Origin of the sequence: Clostridium sp. 1001275B_160808_H3 (assembly GCF_015550425.1) — a bacterium.
Taxonomy (GTDB): domain Bacteria; phylum Bacillota; class Clostridia; order Clostridiales; family Clostridiaceae; genus Clostridium.
Genome location: NZ_JADNAT010000026.1, coordinates 1 through 20,504 on the forward strand (window position 1 = coordinate 1; position 20,504 = coordinate 20,504).

General features: G+C 25.8%; 25 protein-coding genes. 19 read left to right on the forward strand and 6 right to left on the reverse strand.

The window, feature by feature from the left end; translation table 11 throughout:
- Positions 1–146 precede the first annotated feature (146 nt).
- The 3 genes from I2A75_RS18205 to I2A75_RS15475 all read right to left on the reverse strand — a co-directional run bounded on the left by I2A75_RS18205 (position 147) and on the right by I2A75_RS15475 (position 1,845).
- Positions 147–392, reverse strand: a complete 246-nt coding sequence (locus tag I2A75_RS18205) for a DUF3888 domain-containing protein (RefSeq protein WP_195266218.1) — start codon at positions 390–392, stop codon at positions 147–149.
- A gap of 187 nt (positions 393–579) precedes the next feature.
- Positions 580–780: a PF20097 family protein gene (locus I2A75_RS15470; protein ID WP_195266220.1), complete on the reverse strand. Its 201-nt coding sequence runs from the start codon at positions 778–780 to the stop codon at positions 580–582.
- A 303-nt stretch (positions 781–1,083) separates the two neighbouring features.
- On the reverse strand, positions 1,084–1,845 hold the full coding sequence (locus I2A75_RS15475; RefSeq protein WP_195266230.1) for a MurR/RpiR family transcriptional regulator: 762 nt from the start codon (positions 1,843–1,845) through the stop codon (positions 1,084–1,086).
- 152 nt (positions 1,846–1,997) lie between these two features.
- Here I2A75_RS15475 and I2A75_RS15480 point away from each other — a divergent pair, with 152 nt between their 5' ends.
- From I2A75_RS15480 to I2A75_RS15540, 13 genes are all read left to right on the forward strand, one after another.
- The gene (locus I2A75_RS15480; RefSeq protein ID WP_195266232.1) at positions 1,998–2,294 is read left to right on the forward strand and encodes a PTS sugar transporter subunit IIB; all 297 of its coding nucleotides are present in this window, start codon (positions 1,998–2,000) and stop codon (positions 2,292–2,294) included.
- 62 nt (positions 2,295–2,356) lie between these two features.
- Entirely contained in the window at positions 2,357–3,637 is a 1,281-nt protein-coding gene (locus tag I2A75_RS15485) for a PTS transporter subunit EIIC (protein ID WP_195266234.1), read from the forward strand.
- Positions 3,624–4,565, forward strand: coding sequence for a GNAT family N-acetyltransferase (locus I2A75_RS15490; protein ID WP_195266236.1), 942 nt, complete (start codon positions 3,624–3,626; stop codon positions 4,563–4,565). Before I2A75_RS15485 ends, I2A75_RS15490 begins: the two co-directional genes overlap by 14 nt.
- A 113-nt stretch (positions 4,566–4,678) precedes the next feature.
- A complete protein-coding gene (locus tag I2A75_RS15495; RefSeq protein ID WP_195266238.1) occupies positions 4,679–5,353 on the forward strand; it encodes a PIG-L family deacetylase in 675 nt (224 codons plus the stop codon).
- 358 nt (positions 5,354–5,711) lie between these two features.
- Positions 5,712–6,068 (forward strand): helix-turn-helix domain-containing protein, encoded by a 357-nt coding sequence (locus tag I2A75_RS15500; protein ID WP_195266240.1) that lies wholly within the window; start codon positions 5,712–5,714, stop codon positions 6,066–6,068.
- A gap of 61 nt (positions 6,069–6,129) precedes the next feature.
- On the forward strand, positions 6,130–6,519 hold the full coding sequence (locus tag I2A75_RS15505; protein WP_195266242.1) for a hypothetical protein: 390 nt from the start codon (positions 6,130–6,132) through the stop codon (positions 6,517–6,519).
- Between the two features lie 91 nt (positions 6,520–6,610).
- Positions 6,611–7,099, forward strand: coding sequence for a GNAT family N-acetyltransferase (locus tag I2A75_RS15510; RefSeq protein ID WP_195266244.1), 489 nt, complete (start codon positions 6,611–6,613; stop codon positions 7,097–7,099).
- A 42-nt stretch (positions 7,100–7,141) separates the two neighbouring features.
- Complete coding sequence (locus I2A75_RS15515; protein WP_195266245.1) at positions 7,142–7,816, forward strand: type II CAAX endopeptidase family protein; 675 nt, start codon at positions 7,142–7,144, stop codon at positions 7,814–7,816.
- Positions 7,817–7,843: 27 nt separating this feature from the next.
- On the forward strand, positions 7,844–8,593 hold the full coding sequence (locus I2A75_RS15520; RefSeq protein WP_195266247.1) for an aminoglycoside adenylyltransferase domain-containing protein: 750 nt from the start codon (positions 7,844–7,846) through the stop codon (positions 8,591–8,593).
- Complete coding sequence (locus tag I2A75_RS15525) at positions 8,580–9,452, forward strand: GNAT family N-acetyltransferase (RefSeq protein ID WP_195266250.1); 873 nt, start codon at positions 8,580–8,582, stop codon at positions 9,450–9,452. The genes I2A75_RS15520 and I2A75_RS15525 overlap by 14 nt, the downstream gene beginning before the upstream one ends.
- A 172-nt stretch (positions 9,453–9,624) precedes the next feature.
- Positions 9,625–10,161 (forward strand): sigma-70 family RNA polymerase sigma factor, encoded by a 537-nt coding sequence (locus I2A75_RS15530; RefSeq protein WP_195266252.1) that lies wholly within the window; start codon positions 9,625–9,627, stop codon positions 10,159–10,161.
- 14 nt (positions 10,162–10,175) lie between these two features.
- A complete protein-coding gene (locus tag I2A75_RS15535; RefSeq protein ID WP_195266254.1) occupies positions 10,176–11,222 on the forward strand; it encodes a DUF4179 domain-containing protein in 1,047 nt (348 codons plus the stop codon).
- Positions 11,223–11,304: 82 nt separating this feature from the next.
- Positions 11,305–12,129, forward strand: coding sequence for a pentapeptide repeat-containing protein (locus I2A75_RS15540; protein ID WP_195266255.1), 825 nt, complete (start codon positions 11,305–11,307; stop codon positions 12,127–12,129).
- 491 nt (positions 12,130–12,620) lie between these two features.
- Here I2A75_RS15540 and I2A75_RS15545 read toward each other — a convergent pair whose 3' ends face one another.
- Complete coding sequence (locus tag I2A75_RS15545; RefSeq protein WP_195266257.1) at positions 12,621–13,661, reverse strand: acyltransferase; 1,041 nt, start codon at positions 13,659–13,661, stop codon at positions 12,621–12,623.
- 144 nt (positions 13,662–13,805) lie between these two features.
- On the opposite strand from I2A75_RS15545, the gene I2A75_RS15550 reads away from it, so the two are divergent.
- The 5 genes from I2A75_RS15550 (at position 13,806) to I2A75_RS15570 (ending at position 17,284) form a co-directional block, all read left to right on the forward strand.
- On the forward strand, positions 13,806–14,705 hold the full coding sequence (locus I2A75_RS15550) for a GNAT family N-acetyltransferase (protein ID WP_195266259.1): 900 nt from the start codon (positions 13,806–13,808) through the stop codon (positions 14,703–14,705).
- 244 nt (positions 14,706–14,949) lie between these two features.
- Entirely contained in the window at positions 14,950–15,351 is a 402-nt protein-coding gene (locus I2A75_RS15555) for a hypothetical protein (RefSeq protein WP_195266261.1), read from the forward strand.
- Positions 15,352–15,416: 65 nt separating this feature from the next.
- Entirely contained in the window at positions 15,417–15,974 is a 558-nt protein-coding gene (locus I2A75_RS15560) for a hypothetical protein (protein WP_195266263.1), read from the forward strand.
- A gap of 21 nt (positions 15,975–15,995) precedes the next feature.
- Positions 15,996–16,310 (forward strand): hypothetical protein, encoded by a 315-nt coding sequence (locus tag I2A75_RS15565; protein WP_195266273.1) that lies wholly within the window; start codon positions 15,996–15,998, stop codon positions 16,308–16,310.
- 485 nt (positions 16,311–16,795) lie between these two features.
- Positions 16,796–17,284, forward strand: coding sequence for a CarD family transcriptional regulator (locus tag I2A75_RS15570; protein ID WP_195266275.1), 489 nt, complete (start codon positions 16,796–16,798; stop codon positions 17,282–17,284).
- 119 nt (positions 17,285–17,403) lie between these two features.
- Here I2A75_RS15570 and I2A75_RS15575 read toward each other — a convergent pair whose 3' ends face one another.
- Together I2A75_RS15575 and I2A75_RS15580 are read right to left on the reverse strand one after the other, a co-directional pair.
- Positions 17,404–18,096, reverse strand: a complete 693-nt coding sequence (locus I2A75_RS15575; protein WP_195266277.1) for an ABC transporter ATP-binding protein — start codon at positions 18,094–18,096, stop codon at positions 17,404–17,406.
- Positions 18,096–19,223, reverse strand: a complete 1,128-nt coding sequence (locus I2A75_RS15580; RefSeq protein ID WP_195266278.1) for an ABC transporter permease — start codon at positions 19,221–19,223, stop codon at positions 18,096–18,098. Before I2A75_RS15580 ends, I2A75_RS15575 begins: the two co-directional genes overlap by 1 nt.
- Positions 19,224–19,426: 203 nt before the next feature.
- On the opposite strand from I2A75_RS15580, the gene I2A75_RS15585 reads away from it, so the two are divergent.
- On the forward strand, positions 19,427–20,497 hold the full coding sequence (locus I2A75_RS15585) for a hypothetical protein (protein ID WP_195266280.1): 1,071 nt from the start codon (positions 19,427–19,429) through the stop codon (positions 20,495–20,497).
- Positions 20,498–20,504 lie beyond the last annotated feature (7 nt).

The following is a 20,504-nucleotide window of genomic DNA, read 5'->3' on the forward strand; positions in this document are numbered from 1 at the left end:
AGAGTTTTATACGACTTATATTATGATAATAGTTTTATTGAAAATATTTTTTGGTATAGAAAAGTATAGCAAGAAAACGAGTATAGTAGATAGAAAGTTGACTTAATAATAAATACTTAATATATTTTACTGTTAATTAAGATATATTAAAGCTTTAAATCTTTGTAATCTTCTTTTAGATAGGGAGGCATAGGAAAGCTTTCTATATTTAGAAAATCTATATCAAATAAATCATATAGAAGAGGTTTACCATAATGAGTTGTTACTTCATTGGTAATTACAGGTTCAAGAAGTGTTACTATAATATCTTTGTATAGTTCTTCTATAGAAGCTTCACTAGGAATATATTCATAATGTAATCCTTCAGTAGCATTATGAATTACTTTTGGCACATCCTGAAGATTCTGAGGCTATAAATGCAAGTCTAGAGAAGGTTCTAGCTGGAGAATAATTTTAAAGCTTTGATAAGGTAAAGTTGATTGATTAAATGTGAGATTTTTAGTCTGTAATTCAGAAATAACATAAAAAGATTATTTAATAGCCAATGAGATTTTCATTGGCTATTCTTATATATTAAATTTACTTAACATCAATTACAATTTTGTGGCAGGCATCACAGTAATAAGCGACTAAATCACTATCTAATACACGTTTTAAATTAATTCTTTCAGGGAAAAAATAAGATTGGTTTCTAGCTTCATCTGAAATGAAATCAAAGCTGTTTTGGGGAGAAGTAATAATACCCTTTTTCATTTCTTTATTACAATATGGACAATTCATTTATACCACCTCAATAAAGTATCAATTCAATATATTAATTATATCATATAGAATATAGATAGTGACTATTTAAAATAATAGTCAAATATAAATTGTATATGATATTATTTGCTTTAATAGATTAGATTCTAAATCAGTAGATAATATGGAAGATAAAAGTTGATGACGTTAAATAAAATGGAAATATTAAGGCTACAGATATAGTTTTACTTTAAATTAATTATTTAAGTAATACTATTCTGTAGCTTTTATATATATTTAGTTAGATCAGAATGAATTAAGATTTGAGTAAATATTTAAAAGCTATAGAAGTTTAGATAATTTATTGATTAATAATTCGATAAATACAAAATTTAGAGCCTGGCTATCAATAAAAAAACTATCCTTAGCTAATGAAAATGATGGTAAAACTATTATATTTGGTATTTGCTTAGAAAACTTTGTTTTATTGTTTTGAGTAATTAATGCAATATTGCTATTATTACTAATAGAATTTTTTATTGATTCAACAATTATAGAAGTTAAAGCAGATAGTGAAAAATATATATTTAAATCATTTTGTGATGAAAATAATGCTTTTTCTGCAATTAAGCTACTATCTGTAATGCTTTCTGAATCTATACCTATTGTTGTTAATCTATACTGAAGATGTCTAGCAGCAAGTCCTGTTTCGTGAACACCATAAATTTTGATTTTATTAGCTTTTAATATATCAAGCGATAAAGCTTCAAGGTGACTATCTAAGTTGCTTTCTTTTAATAATGTAAGCTTTTCTGTAAAAAGATTAAGAATTTCTTGAGATGAATCATTAATCGTTTTTGCGTTGGACAAATTCCCAGAGTGAAGATAGCGTGATAATTCGTATTTAAATTCAGAGAAACCTTTATATCCGCATTTTTGACAAAATCTCAATAATGCAGATTTAGATACATTCATTTTATATGCAGCTGTTACTAAAGGGAAACATGCTATAATATCAGGGTTTGTAAGGATTATGTTTTTAATTTTAATTTCAGATTGAGTAAATTCATTATCATGCAAAAGTATATTATCTATTGGATTCATTAGTTTATCCTCCTTATATGATATGTAATAGATATATTATACCACATAAAAATGGTTTGGTAAATTTCTCAAAAAAATTGGGAAAAAGTATTTATTTTTATATTAAGACATGTTATGATGAAATTGTAAATAGATTACAGGAGGGTTTTGAGATGAAAAAAATTGTATTACTTTGTGCAGCAGGTATGTCAACTAGTTTATTAGTTACTAAAATGGTGTTAGCAGCTGAAAAGCATAATTTGGATTATGACATAAGTGCATATTCTATAAGCTATGCAAAAGATAGTATTAAGGGGGCCGATTTAGTACTTCTTGGTCCACAGGTAAGATATAAGCTAAAAGAGATACAAAAATTAGCAGGAGACATTCCAGTTAAAGTAATTGATATGGTGCATTATGGAATGATTGACGGTGAAGCAATTGTAAAACAAATTTCAACTTTGCTATAGATGTAAAATTTTATAGCTTAAGTAAACGTTTTAATAAGTAAGAATTAAAGGAGAATGGATTAATGGAAAAGATAACTAGTTTTATAGAGGAGCGTCTTGCACCACCTCTTATTAAAATATCAGAAATGAGATACTTACAAGTTATACAAAAAACATTTATGACCACAATGCCAATTCTAATTTTTAGTTCATTATTAATATTAACTGCTGCTTTACCTATTCCCGGATGGAGTAATATAGTAGCTCCATTTTCAGGAAAGCTATGGGCTGGAGTTAATTCATCTTTAGGTCTTTTAGCTGTATGCATTTCAATTGTTTCAGGATACTACTTAGGGGAATATTACAAAGATAGAGGTTCCAAGATTAAACCTATAGTAACTGCATTAATAGGGTTTTTGAGTTTTATGATGTTTTTTCCAATGTTTAATACTGAAGATGGGAAATTAGTCATAGAAACTACCAATTTTGGAAGTTCAGGAATGTTTGCAGCAATATTCATATCAATTATTGCAGTTGAAATATATAGATTCCTTATAAATAAAAACTTTACGATAAAATTACCAGCAGGGGTTCCACCAATGGTTTTAGATGCCTTTACTGCATTAATTCCATCAATGGTTGTTTTATTAATTTCATGGCTAATGTCACATGTATTAAAGTGGAATATACCAGAACTCACAAATGCTGTTTTTGAGCCGTTAGTTGCTGCTGGAAAAGGCCCTATACCACAATTTTTAGCATTTTTCTTAGATAGAGTATTATGGTTTACTGGAATACATGGTTCAAATGTTGTAGGAAGTGTTATGTCTCCAATTTGGACAAGTATGATAACAGAAAATATGGAAGCTTATAAAGCAGGAGCAGAAGTAATACCTAATTTATTTACTACAGAATGGTGTGGATATTTTGTTCGTGTATCAGTATTACCAATAGCTGTTTTGGCAGCAATTTCTAAGGTTAAAAGATATAGTACTTTAGGAAAGTTAGCATTACCAGCAACAATATTTAATATAGCAGAGCCTGTAATGTTTGGATTACCTATAGTATTAAATCCATTATTATTTATACCTTGGGTGTTTGGTTTTTCATTTTTATGGATATGGTCATATATATTCACAGCAATAATTCCAATGATACCACCAGTTATAACTCAAGTTACTTGGACAGTTCCAGCACCTATAGCAGCATATTTAGGAACTGGGGGAAGTGTTTTTGCATTCTTCTTTAGCTTAGCTAACTATTTTATTATAGGGTTAATATTCTATCCATTTTTTAAAGCTTTGGAAAGAAAAGAAATGAAAAGTCAATTAGAAGGGACTGAGGGAATATATGAAAATAATTAATTACTCTCAAGAGTATGAAGATTCAATAGTGAAATTATGGAATGAATGTCTTATAGCTGATACTATTTCATGTGAGCAATTTAGAAAACAAGTTTTATTTGATGAAAATTTCAATAGAAAACTTGCTCTTATTGCAATTGAAGATGAAGCTATTGTTGGTTTTATTTTAGCAACCAAAAGGCAGGTACCATATTTGGATAGAGGCTTTGAACCAGAAAGAGGTTGGATAAATCTTTTATTTGTAAGAGAAGACTATAGGAAGAAAAATATAGGAAGCCAAATGATAAAGAAAGTGGAAGAAAGGTTAACAGAGAGTGGAGTAAAAAATATAACTATAGCAGCGTATAGTCCTAATTACTTCTTTCCAGGAATAGATCAAGAAAATTATAAGGAAAGTATAGGTTTCTTTGAAAATTTAAATTATATAAGAACTGGTGAAGCAGTAAGTATGCAAAGAAATTTATGGGATTACAATATGCCTTTAAGGGTTAAAGAAAGAAGAGAACAATTAGAAAAAGAAGGATACATTTTTAGAAAATTTGACTATAAATATTCTATGGATTTATTAGAATTCTTAGGTGAAAATTTTGGTGGCGGATGGAAGAGAAATGCATTAATGGCAATGCAAAATAATGAGGCTGAAAAACTTATATGGATAAGCTTAGATAAAGATGATAAGGTAGTAGGCTTTTGCATGAGGAAAATGGATGGAAGTGAATGTAGATTTGGTCCATTTGGAGTAAAGGAAGAGTTAAGAAGCAGTGGTATAGGTGGAGTTTTATTTAATTTAATGATGGATGATATGAAACAAAATAAGCTTTACTATTTATATTTCTTATGGACTCATGGGGCAGGTATGAGATTTTATCAAAAACATGGAGTAGAAGTATATAGAAGCTACTATTTATATAGTAAGAAAATTAATTAGAGTTTGATAAGGTTGAAAATGGATTTAATTCAAAATAACTTATATAGAATTAAAAATGATTTTTGACATTAGAAATTATATAGAGCATTGATTATAGATTGGAGGATAAATATATGAATAACATTAAGAGAGTTATTAGTATAGGAGCGCATCCATTAGATGCAGAATTAATGGGAGGTCCATTAATTATAAAATATGCAGCATTAGGGGCAAAATGCACTTTTGTTCATGTTGTACAAGGAAGATTAGAAGGGTCTAATGTTACAAAAGAAGAAAACGATAAATACGTTGAGAATTTAATTCAAGAAAATATCAATGTTGCAAAAGCAATGAGTTCAGATTGTAAGTCATTTGGTTATAATTCTAAAGAGCTTCCAACAGAGCATGAATTCATTGATATCTTAGTAAAATATTTTACTGATGAAAAAGTGGATTTAGTTATAACTCATTATAGTGGAACATTACATCCAAGGCATTATTATACACACTACACAGTTAAAGAAGCAGTTAAGATATGTAGAAATAATGGCATGGATATAAAACTTTTATATGGAGAAAATTGCGAAGATTTAGTTGGATTTGTACCACAGGCATATTATGAACTAAGTGAAAGTGAAGTTGAGACATGGTTCAATGCATTAAGAAAATATGAAATCTTCAATGGTAAAGTAAATACTGTTCCTTATTATGATTATTACAGAACTATGGGAAAAGTGAGAAGTATGGAGTGTGGAAGTAGAGAATTTACAAAAGCATATATGTATGCTTCATATATAGAAAAAATATAAAATTATTTCAATAAAATAAATTAGTTTATCTATATATTATATAATAAAATAAAAAGTTTATTTAAAGGGATTTATGTAATTAAATTTTCATAAATCCCTTTTTTATGTTTAAATTGCAACAGGACATGGAAACAAACAATATAAATTATTAACAACATAAAATAATAAAGTTATGTTAAAATCGAAACCTAATAAAATTTCATTAAATAATAAATATATTTTATGCAAATTTAATATATAAACAAAGAACTTTTGTGGTATTATTTACATATAAAGAAAATAATTGTATAAGATTGAACGTCATCAAGTCTTTACTAATAAACTTTAAATGAGAATTTAATTAATGGGGGAATAAAAAATGTCAAAGGAAAAATTACTACCAATTTCAATTTTTAGCTTAGCAATTTCACTTATTATTAGTGCTTCAATAATATCTAGTAGTATTCAACAGAATGGAGAATTTATTGGAAGTGGAATAAGTCAAGGATTGAATAATATTAATAATACAATTAATCAAGAAAATAATAATAACTTAGATTCAAAAGATATTTTATCATTAGATGAGGCATCAAAATACTTAGGTATTAGTCAGGAAAGATTAAATCAAGTAATTATTAAGGATGACTCAATACCATATGTACAAATATCTGGAGAATTTATATTTAGTAAAAATGCATTGGAAGAATGGGTTAAGACATCAAAATTTAAGATGTAATAATGGCATTAAATTTAATTATGGTTTATATTAGTGATTTTATAGTATAAAGGAGATAGAGATGAAAAAATATATATTCATTACAATCTCACTATTCATTACAATTCTCACAATTGGATGTAAAAGTAATTCTGTTGATCAATTATCATTTCAAGGATCTAGTCAAAGTTGGGAAGCAACTATAAATTATGATAATAATAACAAATGTAAAGTTAATATAAAATATACTGGAATAGAAAAGCCTCCTATGGATGTAGAATTTACTATTGAAGATTTATCAGGTAATTCTAGTGGTGGATATATGGAATATGGAGAAGTATTAAATAAAGTAGGTGGGTTTTCTTTAGAAAAGGAACATGATTATAAACTATCAAAGTACAAAAATAAGGACAAGTTAGTAATAATTATGAAATGGAACAACAACGAAGAAACTATTAAATTAAATCCATAATAGGATAATTAAATCTTCTAAAGGCGTTAATAAAATTTAATATTAAGAAAAATGATTATTTAAAATATAAATTTAAAAAGAGGACTAAGATGTGAGTTTAAAAATAAGAAGATTTGATAATAATGATTCAGATATTGTATCAAAGATAATTTGTAGAAATTTTTTAGAAGTAAATATAAATGACTATTCAAAAGAAGAAATGGAATATTTAGCTGAGCTTTATAATAGTGAAAAGATATTAAATATAGCAAGTTATGCTCATATGTATGTTGCATGTATAGATGATAATGTTGTTGGATGTGGAGCTATATCAAGCTTTTGGGGAAGTGAAGATGAAAGTATATTATTGACTATATTTGTTGTACCTGAATTACAGGGGAAAGGCATAGGCAAATTAATAATTGAAACATTAGAAAAAGATGAGTATTTTTTACGAGCAAAAAGAGTAGAAATACCATCATCAATTACTGCTTGTGAGTTTTATAAAAAGATGGGGTATGACTATAAAAATGGAGTAAATGAACTAGATGGGGAAGGGCATTATAGATTGGAAAAGTTTAGAGTAGAAGTTGTAATATAGTATTAATTTTTAGATATTTAATTATTTATTAGGAGGAGTATTGTGAATACTAAAATAAGTAATTTTATTATATTAAGTGGTGTACTCATAGTTATTTTTATAACGCCAATTATATTTTTTGCTTTAGCACCATTTGTATTTAATTTGGATGGGATGATATTTCTAAAAATATGTATTGAGTTATTACCATATATATTTATGGTAAGTTTTATTATATTAATATGCTATATTCAAAGAAAGCCAATATTAGAGACAATAGGATTTTCAAAAGATAGAATAGGAAATCAATTTATAAATTGTATTATCATTTTTATAATCACATCGGCATTTATAATAATACCCTTATTACTTGGAGTAAATAAGCATGATATTTTAGGTAGTAAAGCTAGCAAAGCTTGGATATTAATCTATCAAATAATAAAAAATATTATTTTCATAGGAATTGGAGAGGAACTAATATGGCGTGGTTATATTCTTAATGAGTTTAAGAGTTTAATTAAATCTCCAGTTACAGCGGTTATAATATCTTCAATTTTATTTGGATTATGGCATTATTCAGCTAGTCATAACCTAATGCAAGTTTTAATGACCTCAATTTTAGGAGGAATTTATGGTTTTGCAATTATAAAGTTAAAGAATTGTACAACATTGTCAGTAGGACTAGCACATGGATTTCACGATGCCATTATTATTATACTAAGTTATGTATTTTTATAATGATTAATTTATTGGAAGGTAAAAAGCATGAATTATGAAGAAGTTTTAAAAAGTGTTTCTAAAGAGTATAAAAATATATTAAGAGATAATTTAATAGGTATTTATGTACATGGGTCAATTGCATTAAATTGCTTTAACTTTGATAAAAGTGATATTGACTATATAGTTGTAGTTAATAATCCATTAACAGAAGATGTAAAACTAAAACTTATGGATATTACTATAGATTTAAATAAACAAGCTCCACCAAAAGGATTGGAGATGAGTATAGTTTTAAAAGAGTATTGCACTAATTTTATATATCCAACTCCATTCGAATTACATTTTTCTAACAGGCATGTTGATTGGTATAATAATGATTCAAAAGATTATTGTAAGAAAATGATTGGATTTGATAAAGACTTAGCTGCACATTTTACTATAATAAAAAGTGCAGGAATAGTTTTATATGGATTGCCAATAAATCAGGTGTTTGCTGAAGTTCCTAGAGAAGATTATTTAGATAGTATTAAGAATGACATATCTGAAGCTAAATCAGAAATTTATGATAATCCAGTATATATTATTCTAAATTTATGTAGGGTGCTAGCATATGTTAGAGATAACTTAAATCTTTCTAAAAAGCAAGGTGGAGAATGGGGAATATGTAATTTAAATAGATGCTATCATAAAATTATAAATGAGGCTCTGTATAGTTATAAGACAAACGAAATAATGAAAGTAGATGAAGAGGAAGCTAAAAGGTTTTGCGAGTATATGCTTAATGAGATTAATTAGTATAGTGCTTAGTAGTGATAAAGGAGCAAAATTAATGATATATATCACAGTTATAAATGATGAATCTAAGAAGAGAATATTAGATTTTCTATATGAAGATGAATTGTTCAATGTATTCCTAATTAATATTATAGAAAATCAAATTGAAGATATTGGAGAACTGTATATCGAAGAGTCAGATGATGAAATTAATAGTATACTTCATATAAAATTTGATGGTAATTCTTATTTTACAAGCTTTTGTACAAGAAGTGAAACTGGTTATAATGAAATTGCAAAGCAACTTGAAATATTAAACTATAAAAGAGTTCTATTGGCTGGAAAGAGTAAAGATGTATCTAAAATATTAGCCTATGTTGGTAAAGATGTGATATCTGCTTTAAATATCTATTATAGATTCGATATAAGCACATATTTTAAACAAACTGTAATCCAAGATATTAAATTTAGACAGGCGACTTGTGAACAAGATGATATGAGTAAAATTAGTGAATTTATGATTGGCTTTTTTGAACCTACAAATGAGCAGGAGATTGCAGACATAACTGATAAAAGAAAGTTAATTGAAGATATAAAGGTAGGAGTATATTTTATCGAATATAAGGGACAACCAATAGGTATGTCTAGATATAGTGGAGAAAGTAAAAATTATATTGATATTACAACAGTCTATATTGACCCTAATTATAGAGGAAAAGGTTTTGGTAAAAAACTAATGGGATATATGATAGATAATACTATTACTGCTAATAAGACACCAGTAATACAAACTTCATCATTAAATATTATTGCAAGAAAGACTTACGAGTCTTTGGGATTTATTAAGCAAGATGATTACTTATTTGAATTTATATCGTAAACATAATAAATGAAAAAAAATTAGACATTATCAATAATTTATAAGCTATATAATTAAGAAATTAAAAGGTTGCCTTTAGCAATCTTTTTTATTTACATATTAGAAAAGTGACAAATAGTTTATTTGATATACGTTATATATAGTATAAGGATTTACAGAAGGGAGTGATTTAATGGATGATTCACTAATAATTAAATATATCAAAAGAAAAAATGAAGAAGGCTTGGATTTATTATTAAAAGAATATGGTGGATTAATTAAGGGAATAGTTCATAAGCATCTTAAGAATATAAGCTACTATGAAGATGAATGTATAGATGATATATTACTTTCAATTTGGGATAATATAAATTCTTTTGATTGCAGGGGTTTATTTAGGAATTGGATAGCAGTTATTTCTAAATTTAAAGCAATTGATTATAAGCGTAAGTATCTAAAGCTGAATAGTTTTGAAGATATTGATAATCTTGTTATTTCAGATAAAAGTAATTTAGTAGATGATATTATTTTTAATGAATTCAAAGAAGAAGTATATTCAATATTAAATAATTTAAAAGAAAAAGATAAAAAGATTTTTACTAAATACTATATAGAAAATAAAAAGGTAGATGAAATTTCAGAAGAAATGAATTTGGCAAAACATCAAGTTTATAATCAATTATCAAGAGGTAGAAAAAAGCTTAGGAAAATATTAAAAGAGATATATTGAATTGAGGTGAATTTATGAAAAATATTTATGATAAATTTAATAAGAGTGAAATGAATCTAGATGAGTATGAAGAGCTTTGTTTCAATGAAGAGGAAATTAATATTATAAAAAAACGATTAAATAGTAAGCTTAATAAAAAAAGAAAACATAATTATAAGCCACTTGTAGCTACATTAGCAGGAATATTTATTTTCTCTATTCTTTCAAACAACGATGTAGTTAGTGCAGGTATAGAAAATATATCCAGAAACTTAAGGCAGTATTTTAGCAAAGAAATCAATAGAAATTTTAGTGAGTACATTACTCCAATAGGTACAACAGTTACAGATAAAAACATTAGTATAACAGTAAATGAAATTATAGTTGATGAAGATCTAATAATTATTAATGAAACTTTAGACTACTCTAAATTAACTGAAGAAGATGGTCTTTTATTTAAAAATAAGGAAAGATATACAAGATCACAAGAAACAGATGTTGAAGTAAATATAAATGGAAAAATTTCTAAACAGGCATATTCAGATTTATATAATGTTTCTGATGATGTTATTAATATGATAAGTATATATAGTTTTAATGATATAAATTTAGATAATACTTTAGATATAAAAATTAAATATAAGTTTTACGATTTTGTTCCAAATGAAATGGAGCCAAATTCAGACACAGTATATCCTATAGAAGGTAATTGGAATTTTAATTTTAGTATTGGTGCAGATGAGATTAAAAAATCAATAAAAAAAGTAGAGTTAAGTGAAAATAATAGTATTGAAATGCCAAATGGAGATATTGTTAAAATTACAGAAGTAAGTAAATCGGATATTTCATTTAAATTTAGATATGAAATAATAACAAATGAAAAAGAAGATTATTATAGTAGTTCATATTTTTATGCTGTTGATAATGATGGAGAAAAGTTACAAGAAAGTATAAGTCACTATAGTCATAGCAAGTCCACTGGGTATGCTCAATATATTATGAAGGATAAACCTCAAAATAAATTTACTATAAGAGCATATGGAGGGAAAAATACAATAACTGTAGATTTTGATGATTATTAATAAAAATATTTTTTGAAATTGAATAATAATGTGTATATGATATAATTTATATAGTATATTTTATGAATGTGAGATGGATAAAATGAATTATAAAGAACTACAGCCTGAGTGTGAAAAGTGCTTTGGATTATGTTGTGTTGCATTATACTTTTCATCTATGGATGGATTCCCAGTTAATAAGGATGCAGGTAAACCTTGTATTAATTTAGCAGGTAATTTTAAATGCAAAGTTCACGAAAATCTTAATAAGAAGGGGTTAAAAGGTTGCATAGCATATGATTGCATTGGTGCTGGACAAAAGGTAGCTCAAGTTACTTATTCAGGACATGATTGGAAGGAAAAACCTGAGTCTTCAAAAGAAATGTTTGATGTTTTTATTATTATGAAGCAACTACATGAAATGCTTTGGTATCTTAATGAAGCTGTTAGGCTACAATATAATAGTAATATTAATAAAGACAAGCTGATTAAAAAAATAGAAGAAATAAAGAACTTAACACATTTAGAAGCAAAATCAATCTTAAAGTTAGATTTAATACCAATTAAGGTAGGAGTTAATACTTTGCTTTTACAAACTAGTGAATTCTTAAGGAAAAAAGTTAATAACGGAAAAAACACTTTAAAAGGTAAAAAAGCTCTAGGTGGAGGTCTAAATCTTATGGGCTCTGATCTTAGAAAAAAGGATTTAAAAGGAGTAAATTTAAGTGGGGCTTTTCTAATTGTAGCAAATTTAAGAGGAGTAGATTTAAGCTTTACAGACTTAATTGGAGCAGATTTAAGAGATGCAGATTTAAGTGGAGCTAATTTAAGCAATAGTATTTTTATAACTCAAGCTCAAATTAATAGTGCAAAAGGTGATAGCAATACAAGATTACCTAAATCTATTACTAAACCAAGCAACTGGTAGAAAATGAAGTTTCCAAATATAATTTAGAAATAACTAATGAAATATATAAGATTATAAAAGATAAAAGGCAATAAGAAAATCAATGACAGAAAGTATCGTATTTTCATAATGAAGGTACGATATTTTATAATTTATATGAAAGTACAATAAATCAAAACTTTAAAGATGCAATTGATTAAATTACTTATATTTAAAAATATAATCGGAGGTAGCTTATGGTCATTACTGATAGAATAATTTGAGGTGAAAATTTAATATATCTAGTAAATGATCGTGTTCATAAAGATGGTAGTTATTATAATACACTTATTATGGGAAAATGGTAGAAATTATATATTTTGAATAATATATATGAAAAATAAAAGGACTAGAGAGTATAAACTAGGTCTAATCCTTAATATTTATTTAATCATATTTCATAATATACTATTATTAGCTGATAGTAATATAAATTCCTAATTATATATTTATAGATTCTAATCTATGACAGGCTATTTTGAGAATTCTCCTAAAAATAGAAATTTAAGAATCTTAAATTTCCTAATTATATAAAGAGCAAATGGTAGACAAAAAGAACCAATAAATAAATTACATATTAAAAATATGCTATAGTTAGATATTTTTAATATGTATGTTATTAAAATCATTGATGCTATTTGGAAAAACCATGAAAAAATATATATATCTATAGAATATCTTCCTAAAAATGATAGTATATTACACATACTTGAATTTTTTAATCCTTCTATTACGATAAGCACCAATATCATACCAGATAATCCACAAAGAAAATTCAAAGTGTTCAAAAGATACTTTGTTATAAATATTTGATTAGTAATTAAATATGAATAGAAAAATACACATGCTATAGAAATCATAAATAGAAAAATTTTTTTGTAATTAGAAATTTTATTATGAAATATATCTTTATTAGCAAAACAATATTTTCTAAAATAAAGTCCTATAAGAAAATATACTAAAAAGAAAGTAACTCTATTAAGTGATAGAAAATAAATTTCTTTAGGAAAAAATATGTTTATTAGTACTCCTAATGTAAGAATAAATCGCATAGGTAATTTAAAAATAATTGGTGAGATTATACTAATTATAAATAAAGTATATAAAAACCAAAGAGCTCCCATGATTCCGTTTTCAGGATATAAGAATATTGTTTTAATCATATTTATTAAATCTTTATTAGAATTAGGCTGGTTAAGTATTATTTTAAAAATAATAATCATTAGGTTGGTTGCAATGGACAAAGTTAAAAACGGAATACCAAGTCTATAAAATTTATTTTTTATGAAACTAAAGTAGTCTTTCTTTAAATCCATATCTAAAATTTTAAGTGATAAAAATCCCGATACTAGAAAAAATAATGGCATATGCATAGAATAAATTAATTGAACTAAAAATTCATAAGTATAAGGTCTTTTTAAGAATGAAGGAGTAGCAGCATGTCCTACAAAAACTAATATAATAGCTATTCCTTTAATATATTCAATTTCTTTAATAGTGTTTTCTTTTTGCATAAAATATTCATCCCCAAAAAATATACTTTAATACTATATAATATATCATGCTCAATAATAATATTCAAATAAAATAAACTTAATACCGTGATAAGTTAACAGTCTTTATTACGGTCATTGAACAAGGAGAGGTGTATAAAATAAATGATGAATGTAAATAATGATGTGTTGAATCAGTATATTGTTTTAAAAAAATATATAAATGATAAAGAAAATAAGAAGATAAAAGAGTTAGAAGATATTTGTATAAATGAAGATAAAGTAAATTTAAAACTGGAATTAGAATATAGAACACAAATTAATAAAGACTATAAAAAAGAGTCAAATGATATAAATGAGTTTTTATATTACATCAATGATAAGTTAGTTGGATATTTAGGAATTTCATGCTTTGGTGGAAATATTGCTGAAATTAATGGGATTGTTCATCCTGATTTTAGAAGAAGAGGGATTTTTACTAAGTTAACAGATATGGCCATAGAAGAATGTAAAAGAAGAGAGTTTGATAAAATATTGCTACTTAGTGATGATAAATCAAATTCTGCAATGAGATTTATAAAGAATATAAATAAATCTAGCTATTCATTTTCAGAGTGTAGAATGGAGTGCATTAATTGGATTGTATATGAAAACAATAAAAATATTTTTTTAAGTAATGCAAAAAATAAGGATATAGATCAAATAGATAATTTAAATGAAGTTTTCTTTGGAGAAGCCTGTAATGAAATGATATTACCAGAAGATGAAGAAAAAAATAACATTATTACTTACCTAATTAAAGCGGATGATGAAATAATTGGTAAAATAAAAGTAAGTAAGGAATTCGATTCAGCATTTATTAGTGGGTTTGGAATAATTCCTGAATTTAGGAATAAAGGATATGGAAGAGCAACTTTGATGCAAGTTTTAAATATTTTAAAGCATGATGGAATAAATAAAGTTGCCTTGGATGTAGAGATAAAAAATAATAATGCATTACATTTATATAAATCTTGCGGATTTAAAGAAAAATCAACAATGAATTATTATGAGGTAAAAATTTAAATCTAAATAAATACAATATTAATATGTTAAATATGATTTTTGTAATTGTAAAATGAAGAGTTCTTAAAGAAAGCTAAAAGCATCTTTAAGAACTTTTTTTATAATCTTTTAACCTTAAATAATAAATGTTTTAATGCGTGTAACATCTTTTAATAATAATATTTTATTGAAAAACGATAAAATATTATTGACTTACTATAATCAATAAATTATCATATAAGTATATAAGGTGAAAGGTAGTGCTATGAAAAAGAAATCGATAAGTTTGATAATTTCAATTTTAATATTATTGGAAAGTACTCTTTTTATAGGATGTACAAGTTTCCAAGGCAGGAGTAAGTCAAGAGGATATAATTTAATTGTTATTAATAATAGTAAAGAAGGAATAAATAGTTTTGGATATAAAGAGAGGAATTCTTCAGGGGGAGCAGCATACGCAGATAATAGTTCGATAAAATCAGGTGATAATATGAAGTTTCTTATGAATAGTAATGAATTTTCTTTATCTGTTAATGATAAAAATAACAACACATTTTATAGTCAAAAATTTAATGTTGATTTTACTAACAAAGAAAAAGTATATAAAGTTTCAGTAGAAAAAAATGAAGATGGGATATGGGAATTTAACTTTATAGATTATAAATAATTTATAAAGTACAAACTATACGGGCTAAAAACTAAATTATACTTATAAAAAATGGAGTGAGGGATATGGAAAAATTTAATATTAAGTTAAAATCACGTATAAAGAAATTATGGCTAGGATTTCTTATATTATTTTTAATAATAAATTTTATTCTTAGACCATTAGGATACAAGATACTTATCTACAAAGTTAGCCCTAGTTTTTTTAGTTATATATTGATTTTAGGATTAATATACTTGATAATACTTTTTGATTTTAAAAAGCATAAATGGATAAAGGGTGCTTATAGTATGTTTGCTATAATTTTTATTTTATCAAGCATTTTATTTTATATGCTTTTTTATAGTGAAACCAAGTATTTTACATTTAAATCACCAAATAAAAATAATACTTTAGTAGTAGAAGAAAAAGAATTTCTTTTATCAGGATATAGTAACTTTTATGAAAGAAAATTTGGAATATTTATTAAATCTTTAAATGAAGGTATTTCTACTGACGATGGGTTTAGACCTTTTTCAAATAATCAATATAAAATCACATGGGTAGATAATAATACTATTAAATTAGAATATGATTTTGGAAGTTTAGGAATATGGAAGGTTGAATTTATAGATCTTGATTAAATTAAAAAGGAGTATGTTACTATGATTACTTTACTTAATCCTACAAGTCTATTGCTTGGTTTAATTGCTTGGATACTTCCAATTATTAACCTTATGCAATTTAAAAAACATGAAAATAGGAGCTGGATTATTCTTTCAATTATTAGTATTAGTTCTTGTGCAATTTCTTTATTTCTACAGATTATTTATAACAATCATTTGGTTCAAATCAATGATTGGTCTGCTCTTATGGATATAACTGATGCATTAGTATTCGTATCAGCAGTTTTACTTGTAGTTACTATAAGTTTAAATGCAGTAACTACATTCATATATTATAAAAAATCAGAAAAGTAATGTATCAAACCTCAAGTCATAACGTTATATAATTATTATTTTTTTACTTTAATTAAATATTTTATTACTTATAGATGCCTTAAATATATTAGTCTATAAGTTAGTTTAAACATGTATTTATAATTATTAAATTTTATAATTATCTTAAAGAGGTTGAGTAAAGCATAGATTAAAATATTCATTACTAACATAAAGTAGAACTTATTATTATAAAGAAATTGAAAATTCTAATATTAAGATGATTACTTACTTAAGTGAACTGTGTAATGAATAATTATATTAAATTTATATAATTTTCTATTAGAAATAGAAAATTCAATGAGTTATTATAAGAAAATACTTAAATATTCATATTATTAGAAAGATTTGAAGAAATTTTAGCACATTTGTGGTATAATAAGTATACAACAGGTAGTTCCTAAAAGTTTTTAGCTGTAGGAGCTGCTTTTTTTCATTATAAATAAAACACATAGGGAGGTAATTTTATGTTTAAAATAAATGATTATGTTGTATATGGTTCAAATGGAGTTTGCAAGGTTACAGATATAGAACAGGTAACTTTAAGAAATGAAGAGTTAGAATATTATATTTTATCTCCAGTTTATAATGATAAGATGACTATTAAAATTCCTGTAAACAATAAAAAGATATTAATGAGAGAGCTTATGACAAAAGCTGAAATTACGAATTTAATAAAAGAAATTGCAAAAAATGAAACTGTTGAAATAGAAGATTCAAGAAAAAGAATTGAAGAGTATAAGGCTATAATAAAAAGAGGAAATGCGGAAGAACTTATAAAGGTAATAAATTCAATAAGATTAGAAAAAAATGAAAAGAATTCATTAGGTAAAAAACTTAATAAAACAGATGAAGATATTATGATTAGTGCTAGAAAACAGCTATATCAAGAAATGGCAATAGTGTTAGACATTAATGTAGATGAAGTACAAGATTATATTAAAAATAATATTTAAAATATCTTATAATCATTATTATAAATTACATAAGTGAATTTTCTAAATAGGACAGTAGTTAGTTTTGTGTAAAAACAAAACTAACTACTGTTCTTTTTGTATTAGCAGCCATTTTAAAGTTAAATTTTCTTTTCTAAAGTAATATTTCCATTTTCAATTCTATATATTGTATCTACTAAATCAAGGATACGCTCATCATGGGTTACCATTAAAGCAGCTTTATTATATTTTTTTATCTCATCTTTAATCATAGTAACGACTTCACGACCACGATTGCCATCAAGACTTGCTGTTGGCTCATCTGCTAAAATTATATCAGGATGATTCATTAATGCTCTTGCTATTGCAACTCTTTGCTTTTCACCACCTGATAATTTTGAAGGATAGTGATTAAGCCTATGTTCTAGTCCAAAATCTTTTAAAAGCTTATTAGCATAGTCATTAACCTCTTTTGTGTCTTTATTTTTAGAAAGATTTGGTATTAATTTTAGCTGATCAATAACTGTTAAATAAGGTATTAATTGATGAGATTGAAATACAAAGCCTATTTGATTTCTTCTTATATCAGCTAATTCCTTTTTATCTTTCTCACTTAAATTCGTATCTCCAATTATTATTTCGCCATTACTTGCTGTAAGTAATGCTCCAGCTATAGATAAAAATGTACTTTTACCAGAACCTGAAGGTCCAACAATAGCAACAAATTCACCAGGTTTAACATTAATTGAAACATTATTTAAAACGGTATTTTCACTATCTCCATCTATATATGTCTTAGTTATATTCTTTAATTGAAGTGCGTATTTTCTCATTAATAATTACCTCCTATTGCAGAAATAGCATCTACCTTTCTTACTTTTCTTATAGAAAATAGACTACTTAATAGTGCTATTGCTATAAATAATAGTGAAACTAAAGCTCCATCTTTATAACTTAATACAAAAGGCATACTTGCTGGTAATACACTGGCTAAAGAAAATGTTAATATATTTCCTATAATCATGCTTATTACTGAAAGTATAAATACTTGAGATGTTAAAGATACTGCTAAAGTTGACATTTTGGCGCCTAATGCTTTTAAAACTCCAAATTCAGGTAGCTTTTGCATAGTTGTTATATAGAAGAATACGCCAACTATAAATGAAGATATTATAAGTAAGAATACTAACATCATAAGAATAGTAGCTTGTTCTTGTGAATGTCCTGGTACATTTGAAATTATTTCACTTTTAGTTAATAAAACTTTTTTATCTAAATTATCATTAACAAGGTTAGTAAGTAAATCTAGATTTTCTGAAGACTTGTCCATATTAATTGCTAATGCTTGAAAATTATTATAATCTCTACCAGTAGCAGAAGTCATTATTTCCTTATATGTATCTAAAGATATTACCCCTACAGAAATATGTGCATACATTTGATTTTTAGTAAATCCTACTACAGTTAATTCTAAATTAGAAGATGTATCTTTGATTTTATCTCCAATTTCTATACCATCTTCTTTGAATGAGTTGTTTAAAACTATTTCTCTATCATTATTTAAGTTATTTCCCTCAATAACTTCAGGCATAAGAAATGCTGATGGATCAATAGCTAAGTAAACTAAATTGATTTTTTTATCTAAGGAATCCATAGTGAAATTACTTGTATGTAAATTAATAGGAGTAGTATTTTCATTTAAATCTATTAATCCATTAAGGTTATTTAATTCCTTTAGCTCATCATTCTCAATAACTGAACGAGTAATTAATTTATCTGCAGAATCATCTAGAATATAATAATTTGCTTTAGAATTTTCAATTAAAGATCCAGTAGCTGCAGATAACCCTTTTGAAATACCTGATAAAAATAGTACTAGAAATATAATAAGAGTTAAGATTCCGATTATTAAACCAAAACTTGCCTTATTGTGCTTTAGTTCTTTTAGTGCTAAAAACATAATTTAATTCTCCTTCTTTTGATTAATATTTATTAAAGTGTATATTAGAAACATGAATTAATTATGAACTATGTTCAATAAAAAATCAATATTAATTAATAATTTTTAAGGAGAAACCCTTGGGTCCAGAAATTTACCATTTTGTAAACTTTTCCATTGTATCGCAATACTATGTATTATACAGAAATATTAGGAGAATATAAATGGAATTAGACAAAAATTCAAGGAGAAAGTGGAGAGGAATTGAAATAGTAGGCTTAGTTTTAGTTATTGTTTCATTCATAACACTTTTAGTATCCCCAGAATCTATATCTGGATTGTTTGACAGCATTACAAATCAAGTATTCCCTATAGTAGTTGATGTATTTCTATTAAGTGAGGTTGGTGTAGCTATTATAATTAGTGTAATAGTAGGCAGAATTTTAGAAAGATTAGGCTTTACAGATGCATTAATTAGAATTTTTATTCCTATAATGAAAGTATTTAAAATAAACCCATCAGTAATTATTCCAAGTGTATATAATGTATTAGGTGATATAAATGCAGCAGGGGCAATAGCTGGGCCAGTTTTGAAAAAGGCAAAAACTACAAAGGCAGAGCAAAAAATTGCTATAGCTACAATGATACAATCACCTCAGTCATTTGCAACACTGGTTCTTGGTATAGTTGTATTAACTAAGTTTGGCATATCAGCATTGCCTTTAGTACTAGTTAGTATTTTTTTACCTATAGTATTAGTTCCAATTATTTTATCTAAAACAGTATATAAAGATACTAAGGCAGTAGAGTTAGAAGAATTACCTAGGTTTACACCAGAAACTAAGCTGCTAGATACTATTTTTAGTTCTGCAAAAGAAGGAGCATATCTATTATTTTTAGTCATTATACCAGCAGTAGCAGCAGTGTTCACTATAATTGGAATTTTAGACTTCTTTGGAATTTGGACAGTTATACAAAATGGAATGACAATAGTTCTTCAATGGTTAAGTATAGAGCCAGCAACAGGTATTGTATCTGTATTAGCTAGCCCAACTCTAGCAATGGCTCAGTTAAATGAAATGAGTAATATTGCACCTGCACTTGTAGTTGGTGGGTTTGTACTTGCAAATTCAGGTTTACCATTATCAGTTTTATTTGGACAAATACCAGTAACTTGGAAAGAAAATTCAGATTTAAATGAAAGAGACGCATTATTAGCAGCTCTATTAGGTACAGTAATTAAATTTGCAAGTTGCATAATAATTGGATTACTTTTAACACCATTAATTGTTTAGAGGTTTA